Source organism: Pelorhabdus rhamnosifermentans, from assembly GCF_018835585.1.
Lineage (GTDB): Bacteria > Bacillota > Negativicutes > UMGS1260 > UMGS1260 > Pelorhabdus > Pelorhabdus rhamnosifermentans.
On sequence record NZ_JAHGVE010000031.1, the window covers coordinates 1 to 16,414 of the forward strand.

15 protein-coding genes are annotated in these 16,414 nt (G+C 41.1%); 3 read left to right on the forward strand and 12 right to left on the reverse strand.

The features are described from left to right. The 6 genes from Ga0466249_RS22590 to Ga0466249_RS22615 form a co-directional block, all read right to left on the reverse strand. A partial coding sequence (locus tag Ga0466249_RS22590; protein ID WP_215831761.1) for an aldehyde dehydrogenase family protein occupies positions 1 to 982 on the reverse strand: 982 nt, incomplete at its 3' end. A 126-nt stretch (positions 983 to 1,108) separates the two neighbouring features. Beyond that, entirely contained in the window at positions 1,109 to 1,918 is an 810-nt protein-coding gene (gene proC, locus Ga0466249_RS22595) for a pyrroline-5-carboxylate reductase (protein WP_215831762.1), read from the reverse strand. Positions 1,919 to 2,113: 195 nt separating this feature from the next. After that, positions 2,114 to 3,178 (reverse strand): M24 family metallopeptidase, encoded by a 1,065-nt coding sequence (locus Ga0466249_RS22600; protein WP_215831763.1) that lies wholly within the window; start codon positions 3,176 to 3,178, stop codon positions 2,114 to 2,116. A 23-nt stretch (positions 3,179 to 3,201) separates the two neighbouring features. Further along, positions 3,202 to 4,401 carry an amidohydrolase family protein gene (locus Ga0466249_RS22605; RefSeq protein WP_215831764.1) on the reverse strand — a complete coding sequence of 400 codons (1,200 nt, stop codon included), beginning with the start codon at positions 4,399 to 4,401 and terminating at the stop codon, positions 3,202 to 3,204. An 85-nt stretch (positions 4,402 to 4,486) separates the two neighbouring features. Next, on the reverse strand, positions 4,487 to 5,983 hold the full coding sequence (locus tag Ga0466249_RS22610) for a peptide MFS transporter (RefSeq protein WP_215831765.1): 1,497 nt from the start codon (positions 5,981 to 5,983) through the stop codon (positions 4,487 to 4,489). Positions 5,984 to 6,056: 73 nt separating this feature from the next. Then, positions 6,057 to 7,397 (reverse strand): hypothetical protein, encoded by a 1,341-nt coding sequence (locus Ga0466249_RS22615; protein ID WP_215831766.1) that lies wholly within the window; start codon positions 7,395 to 7,397, stop codon positions 6,057 to 6,059. Between the two features lie 715 nt (positions 7,398 to 8,112). Between Ga0466249_RS22615 and Ga0466249_RS22620 the strand changes: the two genes are divergently transcribed. Further along, positions 8,113 to 9,003, forward strand: coding sequence for a LysR family transcriptional regulator (locus tag Ga0466249_RS22620; RefSeq protein WP_215831767.1), 891 nt, complete (start codon positions 8,113 to 8,115; stop codon positions 9,001 to 9,003). Positions 9,004 to 9,117: 114 nt separating this feature from the next. Here Ga0466249_RS22620 and Ga0466249_RS22625 read toward each other — a convergent pair whose 3' ends face one another. From Ga0466249_RS22625 to Ga0466249_RS22635, 3 genes are all read right to left on the reverse strand, one after another. Beyond that, positions 9,118 to 9,270 (reverse strand): hypothetical protein, encoded by a 153-nt coding sequence (locus Ga0466249_RS22625; protein ID WP_215831768.1) that lies wholly within the window; start codon positions 9,268 to 9,270, stop codon positions 9,118 to 9,120. A gap of 138 nt (positions 9,271 to 9,408) precedes the next feature. Continuing rightward, a complete protein-coding gene (locus Ga0466249_RS22630) occupies positions 9,409 to 10,128 on the reverse strand; it encodes a 2-phosphosulfolactate phosphatase (RefSeq protein WP_215831769.1) in 720 nt (239 codons plus the stop codon). Positions 10,129 to 10,194: 66 nt separating this feature from the next. Then, positions 10,195 to 10,428 carry a response regulator transcription factor gene (locus Ga0466249_RS22635; RefSeq protein WP_215831770.1) on the reverse strand — a complete coding sequence of 78 codons (234 nt, stop codon included), beginning with the start codon at positions 10,426 to 10,428 and terminating at the stop codon, positions 10,195 to 10,197. A 303-nt stretch (positions 10,429 to 10,731) separates the two neighbouring features. On the opposite strand from Ga0466249_RS22635, the gene Ga0466249_RS22640 reads away from it, so the two are divergent. After that, positions 10,732 to 11,397 (forward strand): response regulator transcription factor, encoded by a 666-nt coding sequence (locus tag Ga0466249_RS22640; protein ID WP_215831771.1) that lies wholly within the window; start codon positions 10,732 to 10,734, stop codon positions 11,395 to 11,397. Beyond that, complete coding sequence (locus Ga0466249_RS22645; RefSeq protein WP_215831772.1) at positions 11,394 to 12,866, forward strand: HAMP domain-containing sensor histidine kinase; 1,473 nt, start codon at positions 11,394 to 11,396, stop codon at positions 12,864 to 12,866. The genes Ga0466249_RS22640 and Ga0466249_RS22645 overlap by 4 nt, the downstream gene beginning before the upstream one ends. Positions 12,867 to 12,910: 44 nt before the next feature. Here the strand turns inward: Ga0466249_RS22645 and Ga0466249_RS22650 are convergent, their stop codons facing one another. From Ga0466249_RS22650 to Ga0466249_RS22660, 3 genes are read right to left on the reverse strand one after another with little or no spacing between them, the layout of a single operon-like run. Next, complete coding sequence (locus tag Ga0466249_RS22650) at positions 12,911 to 13,951, reverse strand: glycoside hydrolase family protein (RefSeq protein ID WP_215831773.1); 1,041 nt, start codon at positions 13,949 to 13,951, stop codon at positions 12,911 to 12,913. Then, positions 13,951 to 15,204 (reverse strand): glycosyltransferase family 4 protein, encoded by a 1,254-nt coding sequence (locus Ga0466249_RS22655; RefSeq protein WP_215831774.1) that lies wholly within the window; start codon positions 15,202 to 15,204, stop codon positions 13,951 to 13,953. The genes Ga0466249_RS22650 and Ga0466249_RS22655 overlap by 1 nt, the downstream gene beginning before the upstream one ends. A gap of 53 nt (positions 15,205 to 15,257) precedes the next feature. Beyond that, positions 15,258 to 16,268, reverse strand: a complete 1,011-nt coding sequence (locus Ga0466249_RS22660) for a glycoside hydrolase family 130 protein (protein WP_215831775.1) — start codon at positions 16,266 to 16,268, stop codon at positions 15,258 to 15,260. Between the last annotated feature and the right edge of the window lie 146 nt (positions 16,269 to 16,414).

Sequence of the window (16,414 nt, forward strand, 5' to 3'; positions counted from 1 at the left end):
AACACTTTTGCCCCTGGTATTCGAATGCACCCAAAACGATGGCACAGGTAAGGGCTTCAATATCGGCTGATTCGTGAACAAAAATAAAGTCTTTACCACCCGTCTCACCCACAAGGCGAGGATAAGTAACATACTTGTCAATGTTGGCACCGACTTGATTCCAAATCCCGTTGAATACAGCAGTAGAACCTGTAAAGTGGAAGCCTGCCATCTTGGGATGACTGACGACAACTTTACCGAAGTCAACACCTTTACAAGGTACAAAGTTGATAACTCCTGCAGGCAAACCCGCTTCGATAAGGATTTGCATGAAATAGTAGTTGGATAGTACAGCTGTTGATGATGGTTTCCACAAAACAGTATTGCCAACCATCGCGGGAGCTGTAGGCAGGTTACCACCAATGGACGTAAAGTTGAACGGCGTAATCGCAGCCACAAAACCATCAAGGGCCCGATATTCAACACGATTCCAAACACCCGCACTGTTGTTGGGCTGCTGCTTGTAAATTTCTTGTACATAGTAAGGATTAAAGCGCAGGAAATCAGCCAATTCACAGATAACATCGATTTCTGCTTGGTAAGGATTTTTGCTTTGTCCAAGCATACAAGCCGCAGCTAATTTGGCGCGGTATTTTCCTGTTAATAAATCGGCTGCTTTTAAGAAAATAGTAGCTCGATGCTCCCAAGACATGTTTTCCCATTCTGCTTTTGCTGCTTCAGCTGCTTCGATTGCCCTAAGAAGCTCTGCTTCACCAGCTATATAATATTCACCAAGTACTTTTTGATGATCATGGGGACAAATCATCTTTGCTTTATTCCCTGAACGAATTTCTTTGCCACCAATAATCATCGGTACTTCAATTGGGTTAGCTAATTGTCTGTCAAGTTCAGCCTTTAAAGCAGCTCTTTCGGGTGATCCTGGCAGGTAACCTTTTACAGGCTCATTTTCTGGAAGTGTAATTTGAAAATATCCATTGCTCATTTCTAAAATTCCTCCTCGTTTGTTTTAATCAACTTGTTTTTAATCAGCCATAAAACTATCTAAAACTTCCACTTTCCTGCTTCGGTTTGGTTTGGAATTAGCTGACCAGCAAACAATAATTTCATGTTATTTACTACTTAGTAATTTTGATTTATCCGTGCAAACCTTGACTGCTTTAATCACGGCAGACCTAAAACCATCATTTTCAAGTGACGCTACTGATTCAATAGTTGTACCGCCTGGTGAACAAACCATATCTTTAAGCGCTCCTGGATGGAGACCTGTTTCAAGCACCATTTTAGCAGACCCCAAAACAGCTTGTGCCGCAAATTTATAAGCAGTATTCCTTGACATTCCGCCTCTCACTCCGCCATCAGCTAAAGCTTCAATAAACATAAAAACATAAGCAGGAGAGGAGCTTCCAATGCCGACGACAGTATCAATCAAGGCTTCAGAAATGATTTCGGCTTGACCAAAACTTTCGAAAATCACCTTGATTTCCTGCAACTCAGCAGCAGAAACGTTTGCATTGCAGCATAATCCTGTCATTCCTTCATTAACTAAAGCTGGAGTATTTGGCATTGCTCTCACAATTTTGGTATCTGCCCCAATAATTGATTCTACATCTGCCATACTTTTACCAGCAGCAATGGTCACAATAATTTGGTGCTTATTAATGAGATCCTTAATCGAATGTAACACGACATCATATATGCCAGGCTTAATTGCCAAAATAATAACATCCGCCTCTGCCGCTAATACTCTTGAATCATCCGTCGTTTTGATCCCATAAGTATTGTGTACAAATTCTAATTTTTGCTGGTCGACATCTGATACAATAATTTGACTATTATCTAACAGTTTGGCTTTTAAGACTCCACCTAACATGGCTTGTCCTATATTCCCTGAGCCAATAAATCCGAGTATATGATTCATAATCAATTCCTCCAATCCTATTTGTATGACCGCCACCGTTACTTCGAATAATATCATACACACCCATAAAGTGGAACTTTGACTATTTGATACTATACTTTAGCTTTATTGATACCTAGGACATAAAAAAAGTACAACATCCCACTCGACTATAACCAAAGTGGAATGTTGTAAAAACAAGGAATTCTTTCGTAACTACAGTTCGATCAAATCATGCGTAGTACTAATCAGATTCTCATAGCCATCGTCTGTTATAAGAATCTGATCCTCGATCCGGATGCCGCCCCAATTTGGAATATAAATACCCGGCTCAATGGTGCGAACATTGCCAGCTTCCAAAACCTGGTCGCTGTTCGGACCCATAAATGGAATTTCATGTACAAAAAGACCAATTCCATGCCCGATTCCAGAGTAATGGTAGTCGAAATAAGCAGTACCTTCAATTGCCTTGATTGATTCTTTATACACGTCGCTAAGCGGTACACCCGCTTTCATTGCAGCCAGTGAATCTTCTACCATTCGTTTTTCCAGGTCGTATATTTCCCGCTGTTTGGCGCTCGCCTTGCCGACAACCACGGTTCTGGTCATATCAGACATATAACTGTTATACTGACAGCCGAAATCCATAAGCACCAAATCACCGTACTCCACCGCTTTACTGGACGGAATGCCATGCAAGAGGGAAGTCCTGGCTCCCGAAATCAGGATATTGCCATAAGGCTGCGTATCAGCACCTTCCATAACCATATAGAAAGACAACTTAGCAGCAAGTTCTTTTTCGGTAACACCCACGCGAATATCCTTGATAATTCTAGCAAAAGCCCGGCAGGCGATTTCACAAGCCGCCCGCTGATATTCGATTTCCTGGGGAGTTTTTATTGAGCGCATCTTTTCAATCACATCGGTAGTTGAGACAAGTTCAGCCTGAATGACCTTGCTGAAATCATTGTACTGGGTATAACTCATTGCACCGCCCTCAAATCCGATATGTTTAAGATTATGCCTTTCTGCCAAGCAGCCGACGGCATCGCCCACGGTCTTACCCGCGCCACGCCAGACATAAAGTTCATAAGCCGGACACTCCATGCCAGCCTGTTCGGTATAGCGGGGATCAGTAATAAAATAATATTTTTCCCTCGTAATCAGAAGATAAGAATCAGCTCCTGTAAACCCGCTGATATAGCGCACATTTGCCTTCGTTGCGATGAAAAATCCATCCAGTCCCTCTTTCTCCATATATGCAAGCAACTCTTTTTCCATAGTACTCCCTCCAAATTTCTCTATTAGTGCCCCCCATAAACCTCTTTGCCGCCAAGATAAACGGATTTGACATCTTTGAGCGCAGTAATATCCTTAGCAACATCGCCCTCGACAACCAGAATATCGGCTTCCAAGCCTTCGGCCAACTGTCCAGTAACATCTTCCAAACCAAGCACTCTGGCGGGATTCACAGTTGCCGTACGAATTGCCTCCAGCGGCGTGATACCGTACGCTACCATATAGCCCAATTCCTGGTTAATTGGCAGCGGCGGCGCACCATAAAGGACCATATCGCTGCCAGCAAGCACGGTGACGCCAGTAGCACACAGTTTTTTAAAATTATCCCGATAGGCCCAGGCGGCCGGCTGAAAATAGGCACAATCTTTGGCAGCAGTGGCGGCTACCGGATTGGAAAGATCGCCACCTTCTGCTTCGATCTTTCGGCAGTATTCGTACAGATATGTATAAGCGGTAATCGTCGGCGTCCAAGCTTGACCATTTTTCACCATTTTTTCAGCCTGCTCTACCGTCATAAACGTACCATGCTCAATTGTGTCAAAACCAGCATCGATGCACATCTCAATAGACGGCTGGGTGCCAGCATGAACAGCGGTCTTAATGTTGCGACGATGACATTCATCTACCGCTGCATTCAATTCTTCCTGTGTAAATTCTGGGATATTAGAACGGTGACTCGTCAGCAGCTTAATCCAGTCAGCCCCGTCCCGATGCTGGCGGCGAATAGCTGAACGGATATTATCGGCTCCGTCAACCTCTTCAATCCCATCAGTATGACCATGACCACCCGTCATACAAATGCCGGCGTCAGTATGAATAATCCGCGGAACCGTAGTATAGTCCTTTTCTCCCGCCAAACGCAACTGCTTGCACAAATTGTGGGGCGAGCTAAGATCCCGAACGGTAGTGATTCCTAAGTTAAGAGCAATTCTAGCCTGCTTAGCAGCGTAATAAGCAATCATAAAATCATCGTAGTTATCAAGATCAGGTTGACTGTAATAATAACCCAAATGCACATGCATATCAAACAAGCCCGGAAGAATGGTGGCCTCCCCGTAATCTACCATACTTTCGCCGGGATGGCGGGCCGTTACCTCTCGGGCCGACCCCACGTCCCGGATTTTCCCCTTGGATATGGCAACTGCGCCATCTTTCAACAAGGTCACACCATCGCCAGTAATCAAATTTCGCGCTAAAATAATCATATTACTACTCCTTTCGTAATGAAGAGCTAATAAAAACGCGCCCGGGCCGCTAAACTGGAACTGCCAGCCTGAGCAACGCTACTTACTAAGCATTCACGTTTGTACCCAAAAGCCGCGCCGCTGCCTTTTTGTGAAAAATCCAGAGTGAAAGTCCGACAAGACAGGTTACCAATCCGATGCCCGTAAAATACTCAGCTTCGTGGCCGACTTGATAAAAATTGACAGCCAACGAGCTTAAGCCGGCACCAGTGGCCTGACTCAACTGCCATACGGTCATCATTTGCGCAGTAAATGCTTTGGGAGCTACTGCACTGGCAGCAGCCATACCAACTGGTGAGGTCATCGCTTCGCCCCAAATAATCAAACAATAGAATACAATCAGCCACATTGGACTTACTTTGACATCCGCCGGATAGAGAAGAAATGGAATAACCATAAACAGTGGACCGAGTCCCCAGAAAATTGTGCCAATACCAAATTTTAATGGAGTTGAAGGCTGCTTGTTGCCCAGTTTAATCCAAAGCCAGCTACACACACTGCCAAAGATGACCGCCTGAATTGCGGGAACCGTTTGGAAAGAAGCTGGCGTCATCGTAAAACCCAAGAAATTGAGGTTCACGCGCTCAGCAGCATAAATGGCTAAAATGGAAGTAGACTGCCACCAGATCATCTGAGCAAAACAGTTGCAAACGAATATCCAAATAAACGGTCCAATCCGTCTTGCTTCTTCCCGGGAAGTTTTTTTACTGGTAATAATGATGAAGAGATAGCAAGCAGGAATAAAAATGCTAATCGCACTGATGCTGTTGCAAAATGAGGTTGGAGTAAGAGTACCCGTCTTAAACAGACCGCCAATAATCACGATCAAGGCCACCAAAAATGCCACTATTTTTAAAATAAGCCCTTTTTTCTCGCTGGCTGGAGCGGCGTCATCCGGTTCCATACCGGCAGTACCAAATACTTTGTTGGCAGTCACCGCATAGACGGCAAGACCAAGCCCCTGAATAGCCGCTGCGAATAAAAACCCGGCATGATAATTCAGCATAAGCGCGATGGTACCTGTAATCACTGGAGCGACAGCACCAACATTGTTCATGATGTACATAATGCTGAAACCGCTGTCCCGACGGCCGTCAGTCTTGTTGTAAAGCTTACCGGCCAAAGCATAAAGGCTAGTGCCTGCACACATGGATGCCACCAATAGGCAGCATTGGCTGGCAAAATATAGCGCCGGACCACCTGGAAAAGCCAACATAAGGTAACCGATTGTCTTCACTCCATAATTAATGTATAAAGCCTTGCGTATACCAATAAGGCGATCGGCCACATATCCTCCGACAATGCCTGCCATAAATGACAATGAGCCGTATACACTAACAAATTGTGCGGCATTAGCCTGGCTAAATCCAAGCCCCCCTTTTGACGCTGATTCATAGAGATAGTAGATCAGAATGGCACTCATGCCATAGTTGCCAAATGCCTGTGCCAGCGCCATGAAAGACGTTGTTGCCATCCCTTTGGGATGCCCTATAAAACTTTTATCCTGGGAAAAGTCAATTGCTTCAACTTCTCTGTTGCTCATAATATCATTTCTCCCTTCTGTAATTATTTAAACGTGTCAAAATAATAATGATTTCGTATTAAATCCTATTCTCTTAAAAATAATAATCGAGCTCACAACGGAGCCAGCGTGAACGGCTGCCTGCAGGTGCAGCGGTCTTATAATCGATTCCATCATTATCAGCAAAATATTTGGTATCGTAATAGCGCAAGGACCATAACATATTCTTAGCAAGAACATAGGTGAAACGGTAAACCAGCCCCTTAGTACCCGCATTAACCCAATAAGTAGTATAAATGACGGAATTTTTCTGAAAAGCTTCCCAGTCAATAATTGCAGTATATGTTCCCGGTATTTTTTTATCATACTTCTTGTAGGACAGGCCAACAACATAGGCCTTATTTGCTGTAGGAGCACTGGTCTCGCCATAAGTACCAAATAATGTGAAATCTTTATTCAACGCCGTCGTTATATTGGCGTCATAAACCCTCATCGTATGGGCGTTATAAACCCTTAGTGGATCAGCCTCATTCTTGGAATACCATCTTTGATAGGAAGCTTCCATAGTGGTAGTCTTGCTCAAATCATAATTGAATTCAGCGGAAACAGCTTTGCGAAACTGCGAAAGATAACTGTGTTGAGTAGTACAACCAATAACGTTCTCATCCGCTTCAGCATAAACTAATTTAGTCTTTAGTACTTTACCGAATTCAAACTTCACGCCACTTACAACATCATCAAAAAGTATACCGGAACCAAAGACTTGATCAAATTTACCGGCCGTCATCGTCGTACCGGCAACAGGACCCGTAACATAGACACGTGTCACATCAAAAGCACCTTGATATCCCTTTGTGAACCCCCAACTACTATCATTAGTGCCCCCGGCACCTCTATCATTATAGAAATTTTTGAAGCTTTCCCAACTTACACCGACATTCCAGTCATCGTTGATTTTAGTATTAGCATTTAATCTCAGTGAATTTTTCAAGGCATGATAATTAGCGGCGGGAGCCCCCTCATTTTTACCCCATTCATAGCGGTTATAGTAATACCCTGAAATTTTTACCCCATTATCCTGGGCTTTCGCTTTATTTTCCGCAATAGACTCACTTGCTTTAAGATTGTCCAGTTCGTTTTTGAATTCTGTCGCTAATTTATCAATTTGCGCTTTTTGCTCCGCCGTGGCATTGTCTTCATTAGCCATAGCCTCTGCTACAATCATAGCCATTGCATAGCGAGTTAAAGTTTTTTTACCGTGTGAAGTGGTGTTTTCATCATAGCTATCAACAATACCCGCTTGAGCCAATTTTGCTATGGAATCATAAGTCCAATGGTTAGCTGGAACCTTTACAAAAGGACTCGCGGCAAACGTAGTACTAGCAAAACCCATTAAGAAAAAAACCACAAGTGGGGTTAAACATTTTTTCTTCATATATAACCCCGGCCTTCACTTATTTCCAGGAAAAAATAATAAAACGAATGCGGTTGACTAAAAATACTTGGACTGTTTCTAGTCATCATCTGTTTCCTCCCTTTTATAATAAATATACTTATAAATTCAAAGCTCCTCTAAGACATCGTTTTTTATTTTCCCCCTCTCTTGAAGAAGCTAAAATTAACAGAAACTTATCACCTCAAATATAATTATTAAAAAAACAATTATATTTGAAATATTCTTTATATTTAGAGTAAATTTTTTTCTTCAGAATTATTTTCCAACCATACTTTATCGAATCTCTCAAAAAAATACTATCACACATGTTCATAAAGTGGAATGTTGAATATTTGATATTATACTTCATCTTTTTTGATTGAAGGACCACAGATACATCAACGAACTATATTACAAAAAAATTAATATTTAAAAAAAAATAATATATCATGAAAAACTACTTTCATTTCACAAAAATTTGTTATACTATAAGTATAGATAAATGAATTTTCCAATATATTTTACATTAAACCACTTTACACCGTATGTAAAGTACAAAAAGATAAATAGCGGGAGTATCATAGGTGAATAGATAACAACAGATCGTATTTTATCGCCATAAATTTATTTTAAAAAATGAATGTATATTCATATCGGTGAAAAAGGTAAAACAGCACATAAAAATCATTGAAAATTTCATATGGAGTTGATCACAGTGACTTTTTCAAAATATGAGATATTCAATACCGTCGTTGAACTTGGCAATTTAACCAGAACTGCCGAAAAACTGAATCTAACACAATCCGGTGTAAGCTATGCAATTTCTAGCCTTGAATCGGAATTAGGAATTTCTTTACTCAAAAGAAATCGTTCAGGTATAAGCTTAACAAGCAATGGAGAACGCATTCTAGTACACATTCAGAGAATTCTAAAAGACAATGAACTTTTACAACAAGAATTAACTGCTATTAAACGCATTAATACCGGTACCATTCGCATAGGAACTTTGTCTAGCGTTTCTACGCAATGGCTGCCCGGAATTTTATCATGCTTTCATACAACCTATCCTCTCATTGAAATAAAAACTTACCTAGGCTGCTATGATGAAATAAGCACGTGGATATCAAATGGTACGATCGACTTTGGCTTTACTTCATTACCAACTGCTAAACCTTTTGATACGATGCCTTTAAAAAAAGACAAATTAGTTGTACTCCTGCCCCCTAACCATCCACTGCAAGATCAAAAGATCATCACCTTTGATCAACTTAGTAACGAACACTTCATTATGCCGCAGTGGGGTATAGATGATAATATAAAACGCACTTTAATCGAAAATAAAGTAAAACTAAAAATCAACTATGAATTGATGGAAGAACGAACGATATTAGCCATGGTGCAAATGGGATTAGGCATCAGTATTCTTCCTGAATTGATTCTGGTTAATATACCAAATGATATTCACTTAGTAGATTTAGAACAACCAACTTATCGTATCCTAGGAATCGCAGCTCTTTCTCTAAAAGATAAATCCCCCGCTACAAAGAAATTCATTACATGTATGCGTTCATGGTTACACGATCATGACTTTCTGGATTTTAAATAATCACTTTGATAGACTCCATTCAACTACCGATCCATCGCATCCACATAAAAAGCAGCCCATTACTTACTCAAACCGTAAGTAATGGGCTGCTTTTTATTAACTATAACAGAATTCCTACTTCATCACTGCTCCGCTCAATTGATTACTATATTCATCAACTAATTGACGAAGCTCAATTATCTTTTCCGCAAGATAATCGTCCCAATCTGCAGTTGTGCGACGTGGTACTGTAGAAACCTGAACTTTTATCTGTTCTTGATTGCCCACCTTAATATCCCCCCGCTAAAATAAGATATCCTCTACAAGATTACTTTAAACCTTATATCGGGGGAAAACAATGGGATTTCCTTAAGAATTCTGTATACTTGATTTACTACAAACTGTATATACTTATACTTTACTCAATTATTCGGTAAGAACAATACGATGGTCCTTATACGCCGGTACTACGTTCACAATATTTTTTCGCAAACAATATTCCACTTCTGATTCTTTAGCGAGTTCCACTAAACGCTGACCATTCCTGCTTTGAATCGCCACGTCCACTACATGATCTTTAGCTGCTTGATACATAACCCAGGCACCACGTGCTGAATCATTCAATTCAACCTTATGTTGGCCCGAACTCGACAAAATTTCAACAAGCAAACCCGCGCAAAGACTATCTTCCAATGAAAAGGTATGGTCTGTACCTGCACAGACAATAAGAATATTTTTTCCATAAGCTTGTGCCTTCCGGCAAACAGCCTCGGCATTATTAAACGAACCAATCAACGTGTAAAATGCCCCAGTCGCGGCGTGAATCGCAATCGTTCCATTTGTTGTCGTCATAACAATTTGCTGATTTTTAACCTTATCTGAAGAAAATTCAAAAGGCGAATTACCAAAATCAAACCCATCAATTTTAATTGACTTTCTCTCGCCTGCCATAAGTACAGTACCAAGTTTTTTAGCAGCTTCGTGCGCCTTTTCCAGTGATACAACTGGAATAATGGCTTCGCATCCGTTCGCCATGGCCGTTACAATACTTGTTGTTGCACGGAATATATCCAATACAATACATACCGTACCAGAAAGATCCCCCTGTGTAATGTCTTTTGGTAAAAAAGCTACGTCAACTTTCATCCTAAACAGCTCCCATTTTTACTAAAACTCTTCTTCAATCAGTGAGCTAGGTGTAGCAAGCAGCCCCTATTGAAGAGCATAAGCGACTAAACCACTTTTTTTGGAAATATTGAGTTTATCCATAACTCTTGACTTATAGGTTTCAACAGTCTTTACACTAATAGAAAGCTCTTCGGCAATCTCTGTTAAGGAATAGCCATAAACAATCCGCTTGAGTACCTCGCGCTCCCGTAAGCTGAGAAGAACATGAGGATCTTTCTCATCCCCTACTACTGTATCTTTTTTCAACAAAAAATTCAATAGTGCCTGTGAATCTTGAGAACATCAGTAATTTTTAGACAAATCACTGCCGCTAATAAGCAGTGTTACAACCATTAGAGATGAATTTTCTGCATCATTAAATTTCTCATATGTTCTTCCGTCATCCCCACCTGCGCATAACAACAAAATAACAAGCGCTGTGCCGAAACATTTTGTTTCAGCATGGCCTTTTTTGTTTATGATACAACCGCCTACATGGATAAGTTATTGACTTCTTCCTCGATACTCTTTATGCTAAAAGTGAATAAATTACCATTTTTCCGATCATGAGGAGATAAAGCGATGAATAAAACCATATTAATAGTAGATGATGAACTACGAATAAGAAAACTTGTTGCTGATTTTTTGATTCGCGAAGATTATAACATACTCGAAGCAGATAATGGGCGTCTAGCTTTAGACATTCTATTCGACCATAAGGTGGATCTCGTTATTTTAGATGTCATGCTACCAGAACAAAACGGCTGGACCGTATGCAAAGAGATCCGAAAAAAAAGCAATATTCCCGTAATCATGCTTACCGCAAAAGGTGAAGAAGTAGATCAGCTGCTTGCCTTCGAAATTGGCGCTGATGAATATGTCACAAAACCATTTAGTCCGAAAATCCTGACAGCACGCGTAACCGCACTATTTCGCCGCATGGAAGGAGATAAGAAAAATATTGATGAGGGATTAGCCATTGATACAGAAGCCCGACAAGTCTTACTCAATGAACATTCCCTCCATTTAAGTCCCACCGAATATGAACTGTTTAACTACCTAATTGAAAATAAAGGGAAAGCCTTAAGTCGTGAACAAATTCTCAATCATGTCTGGAACTATGACTACTTTGGCGACCTTCGAACAGTTGATACTCATATCAACCGGCTCAGAACCAAGTTAGGAACCAAAAGTACCTTAATTCAAACACTGAGAGGCTACGGCTACAAATTTGAGGCAACTAAATGACCCTATCTATTCGAACCAAACTCTTTATGATCTTAAGCGGATTTTTACTGTTTTTCATCCTTCTATCTCTTGGTCTCACCCATCTTGGGTTAGAAAAAGTTTACATGTGGCAAAAAAAAGCAATGCTCATTGAGAGTATTCAGGCACTTGATGACATCTATCAGGGAAATCCTAACCAAATCGCCCTGGAATTAGAACGAACAGCAAATACTCTAGGAGCAGGCATCATTATTTTTGACAAAAATGGCTCCATCAAATATCGCCCCTTCGGTCCACCAATCGATCATTCTGTACCCGATTTTCCGGCACCACCACCACCACCCCTGCCACCCATCATTATCACTCATGAAACCATTAGTAATCACACAGTTCTTGAAAAACAGTATGACCAAGTATTAAAGATCAACTTTATGGTCATTCAGCAGCAACTCAACAATGGCGACAACTTAATAATACGACAGCCTCTAGCTCCCGTATCAGAGAGTGCCACCGTCGCGACCCAATTTATGTTATTCACAGGATTGCTGTCTATTGTAATCGGATGCAGCTGGGCCTTCTTTTTCGCGAAAAAATTTACCCTCCCCATCCTCGAACTCAGCCAGCTAGCTCAACGCATGGCTCAGCTTGATTTTACACAAAAATGGACGAAAAAACGTGATGATGAAATTGGTTTGCTTGGCAAAAGCATCAACCATTTATCAGACCACCTTGATACAGCCATAACAGAGCTTAACCAAAAAAATAAAAGCCTGATGGCTGATGTAGAAAAAGAACGTGAACTGGACAAAATGCGCAAAGAATTTGTATCCAATGTTTCTCACGAACTCAAGACTCCCCTCTCACTCATTCTGGGTTATGCAGAAGGCCTCAAAGAAAATGTGGCAAATGATGAAGAAAACAAAAACTATTACTGTTCTGTCATTATGGATGAAGCAGAAAAAATGAATAAATTAGTAAGAGACCTGCTTAATCTATCGCAATTTGAATCAGGCCTCTTTCAACTGACAAGAACAAATTTTGACCTTTCTCTACTACTCAATCGCATCGTACAAAAATACCAAAACGTGCTCACTGAAAAAAACATGGCTCTCGAAAAAAAATTTCCCGAAAATTGCTTGGTTAATGGCGATATGTTACGCATTGAACAAGTATTGCTCAATTTTTTAAATAACGCCATCATTCATACTGAATTCACCAATACCATCAAATTATTTGTGAAAGATAAAGGTCCTCACTTCCGAGTATTTGTATACAACTCTGGACGTCCCATCCCCGAAGAAAGTCTCGAAAAAATTTGGATAAGCTTTTATAAAATTGATAAAGCCCGTACAAGAGAACAAAGTGGCTACGGTTTAGGTCTATCCATTGTACGAGCCATTCAAGAACTACACGGAAATAGCTATGGCGTACGGAATCTCCCCCATGGCGTCCTCTTCTGGTGTGACATGGATAAATCTGCAAATAAATAAGCTGTGATGAAATATTCATTTCACCACAGCCTTTTTAATTGCTTTTAAAAAACATTACTCGTGCATTTCTCCAAAGCCAAACGGGCAATCCAATAACCAACAATGCTTTCTGCACCTTCGTTTCTGTTTACGCCATGTGGCGTAATACCATCATAACACCCGCCTGTCTCAACATCAATCAGACTTTCCTTACAAATATTATCACCTAAGTACCAGGCAAAACTCCGTTTCGCTAACTTCAGCATTTTCTTGTCATCCGTAACTTTATAGGCAGCCAAATGAGCCAGTGTCGACATAGATGCCTCAACAGGCTGCTGATCATATACTGCCGGTTCCATTGAACCTCGCGTCCACCATCCACTACACCCGACGGGACAAAAAAAGTCATTACGAAACACCGTATGGTCCAAAAATGCCAAACTTTGCTGTGCAATAGAAAGAAACCGTTCTTGACCGCTCTTTTCATATGCTGCAAACATAGCCCAAGGCAATACCGCATTATCATAAGTTAGATTGCCCTCAAACCACTGCCAATTTGTTTCCTTAGAATACTGAACAAAATGGTCAGCAAGTGAATCAGCAAGCTTCATAATAAAATTTTTGGATTTTTCCTCATCAATCAAGCTCAAACCAATCAATGCATAAGCTTGTCCTCGCAACCATGTCAACGACGAAACTTGGTCAAGCGCACAATCAATGGCAACAGTACAAACCCCTTTTATACCCTCAGGTAGGACTGACGAAGCGAATGTATAAGCTAAAGCCCACAGGCAACGACCAAAACAATCTTCTGAACCTACGATTTCTGTAAATTGCCTGTTATAAGTCATAAAATTTTTAAATCGCCCATCTACGTTCTGAGCATATAACACAAATGCCAAATAACGATATACTAAAGTTAAATAACGAGGACGTTTTGTTCTTTCATAAAGCATAACCGCCATAATTAAAGCACGGGCATTATCGTCAGTTGTGTATCCTTTATCTAAATTAGGAACACTAAATTGTGCGTGCTGGAACATCCCTGTATCATCAGTCAAATGAAAAATATGCCTGTCATCCAACGCTTCTTTAATTTTAGACATCAATACACACTAATTCCCTTTCGCCTTGTGATAGGCTTTGCTGCCGAAATCGGACGATGCAGTGACCGAATCAATTGAATTACATCCTCCGATGGTTGAGCCTTCTTATGGGCATCAACGACCTTTATACCAAGCTGAACGTAACGATCCGCTACATTCACCCACTTCATCGTCTGACCAACATACATGGTTTTCCTTTCCATCTCTTGTTTTTGTAAAGGGTTTTCCATTACCGTCCGAATACAAGAGGCGATAGAAGAAGCATCTCGAAATTGAGCAAGCAAGCCACGACCGCCATCCAGCATTTCTTGTGCATAACGATAGGGAGTAGATATAATCACCCGACCGCACCCCATTGCATAGGCAAGCGTCCCGCTGACTGCCTGCTCTTTAGATAAATAGGGTGTCAAATACATATCCGAAAGTTGTAAGTAAGTCATTACTTCTTTCTTCGTCAGATACTGATCAATAAACTTAACATGTTCTTTAACTCCCAGTCGCTTAGCTAAATCCATCAGACTCTGCCGATAACTCTCTCCCATTCTGGCCTTCACACAAGGATGCGTTTTACCTAAAATAAGATAAACGAAGTCATCATGATCTGCAATCACTTTCGAAGCGGCTTCAATCCCGTATTCCAGTCCTTTGGCCGGACTAAGCAATCCGAAACTGCTCATAACCTGCTTGTTTTGCAAACCGTAATCATTTTTTAGCTTTTCCCGTGATTTCATAGACAAGTTGGGAACACCATGTGGAATAAAAGTAATTTTTCCCGACGGAATCCCATAAGTATCGCTCAAGATCGGTATCGAGCTTTCCGCCATCGTCACTACTTGAGCACTTAACCGGCCCAATTCCCCCAAAACAATGCGTTGCTGCGCTGACGGATTTAACAATACCGTATGCGTTGTAACAATAAAAGGAATCGTCAATCCCCTCGCCAAATACAAAATATAGGCACCACAGTCCCCGCCATAAATCCCATATTCATGCTCAATAACCAGCAAATCTACATGTTTATTCGCCCAGTCAGCCGTCTGTAAATAACTCTCACGATCATGTTGACTCAGTTTATATTCCACAAGCGAATCACTGTATTCTTCATCATTCGTTACGGCAATTACACTCGGTTGGATTCCTGGCGATTTACTGATGCTTTTCACCAAATCTTCTGTAAAAGTCGCCAGCCCACACTCGCGAGGTGGATAGGTACTTAAAAAAGCAATCTTACTTATTCCATTGATAGCAGCCATATTCACAATCTCCTTTTTTAAAAATTTTGATATTTATAATTAGATTTTTACAATCAATAGAAATCATCATCTTGCGGCGGAACGGGACATTGTTTCACATAATCTAATAACTCATTCACCGTAGTTGTTGCCAGAGCAATACAAGTATCCGCTCCCCCATAGTACATCTTCAATACACCTGTCTGTTCATCATGTACCCAGCCACAAGGGAAAACGACATCCGCTACATCGCCTAAACGCTCATACCATTCTAAGGGCCCAAAAACCCATTCATCACTGCGATGCAATATTCGATGCGGATCATCTAAATCAAGCAAGGCGAGCCCCACGCGATAAATAGCCCCAGCCGCTGTCTGACGAACGCCGTGATAAAGCATCAGCCATCCTTCAGCTGTTTCTAAAGGAGGAGTCGAAAGACCAATTTTTCCACCGTCCCACCAACTGCCACGACGGGCATGCATCAGTACCCGTTGATCGCCCCAATGCAGTAAATCGTCGGAATAAGACAACCAAATGTGTGCACCAGGTCCATAAGTTGTATTAACAGGCCGATGGATCAGAGCCCATTTACCATTGATTCGGCGCGGGAAAATTGCAGCATCTTTATCCTCAGCAGGAGTGATAGGCCCCATCCGCTCAAAATTCACAAAATCATCTGTTAAAGCCAAGGATACTAATGGCCCACCACGTGAATAAGCCGTATATGTAATCGCCCACTTTTTTTTTTCAGCAAGCCAAGAAATACGGGGATCCTCAATTCCCCATAACTCTTCAGGATAATGGTCCGGATCTGATTCCAACGTTGGCAAAGCATCGATTTTCCAGTTTTTAATCCCATCCTCACTAATTGCCTTCGTAAGATGAGAAAAGCCTCGCCGATCTTCCACACGTGCCAACAATAATACTTTGTTTTGAAACAAAGTCGCAGCCGGATTCATCACTGAGTTTGCCGGATAAGGCCAATCCCGGACTGTCAAAATAGGATTATTCTCATACCGTGTAAAAAGTTCTTTGAATGTATTATCAACATTTTTTAGCTTCGTTTTAAATTTGCCTTTTTCCATAAAAAAAAACCTCCTCCGTGGACATTCGGCACATGCCGATGAGTGTGATACATCACATCTAATCTCTGTTATCCCGTAGTGGTTCAATCATAATATTTTTGTTAGCAGTCATCATTAGTGAGTGCTAACCTATAAATAGAGTATAC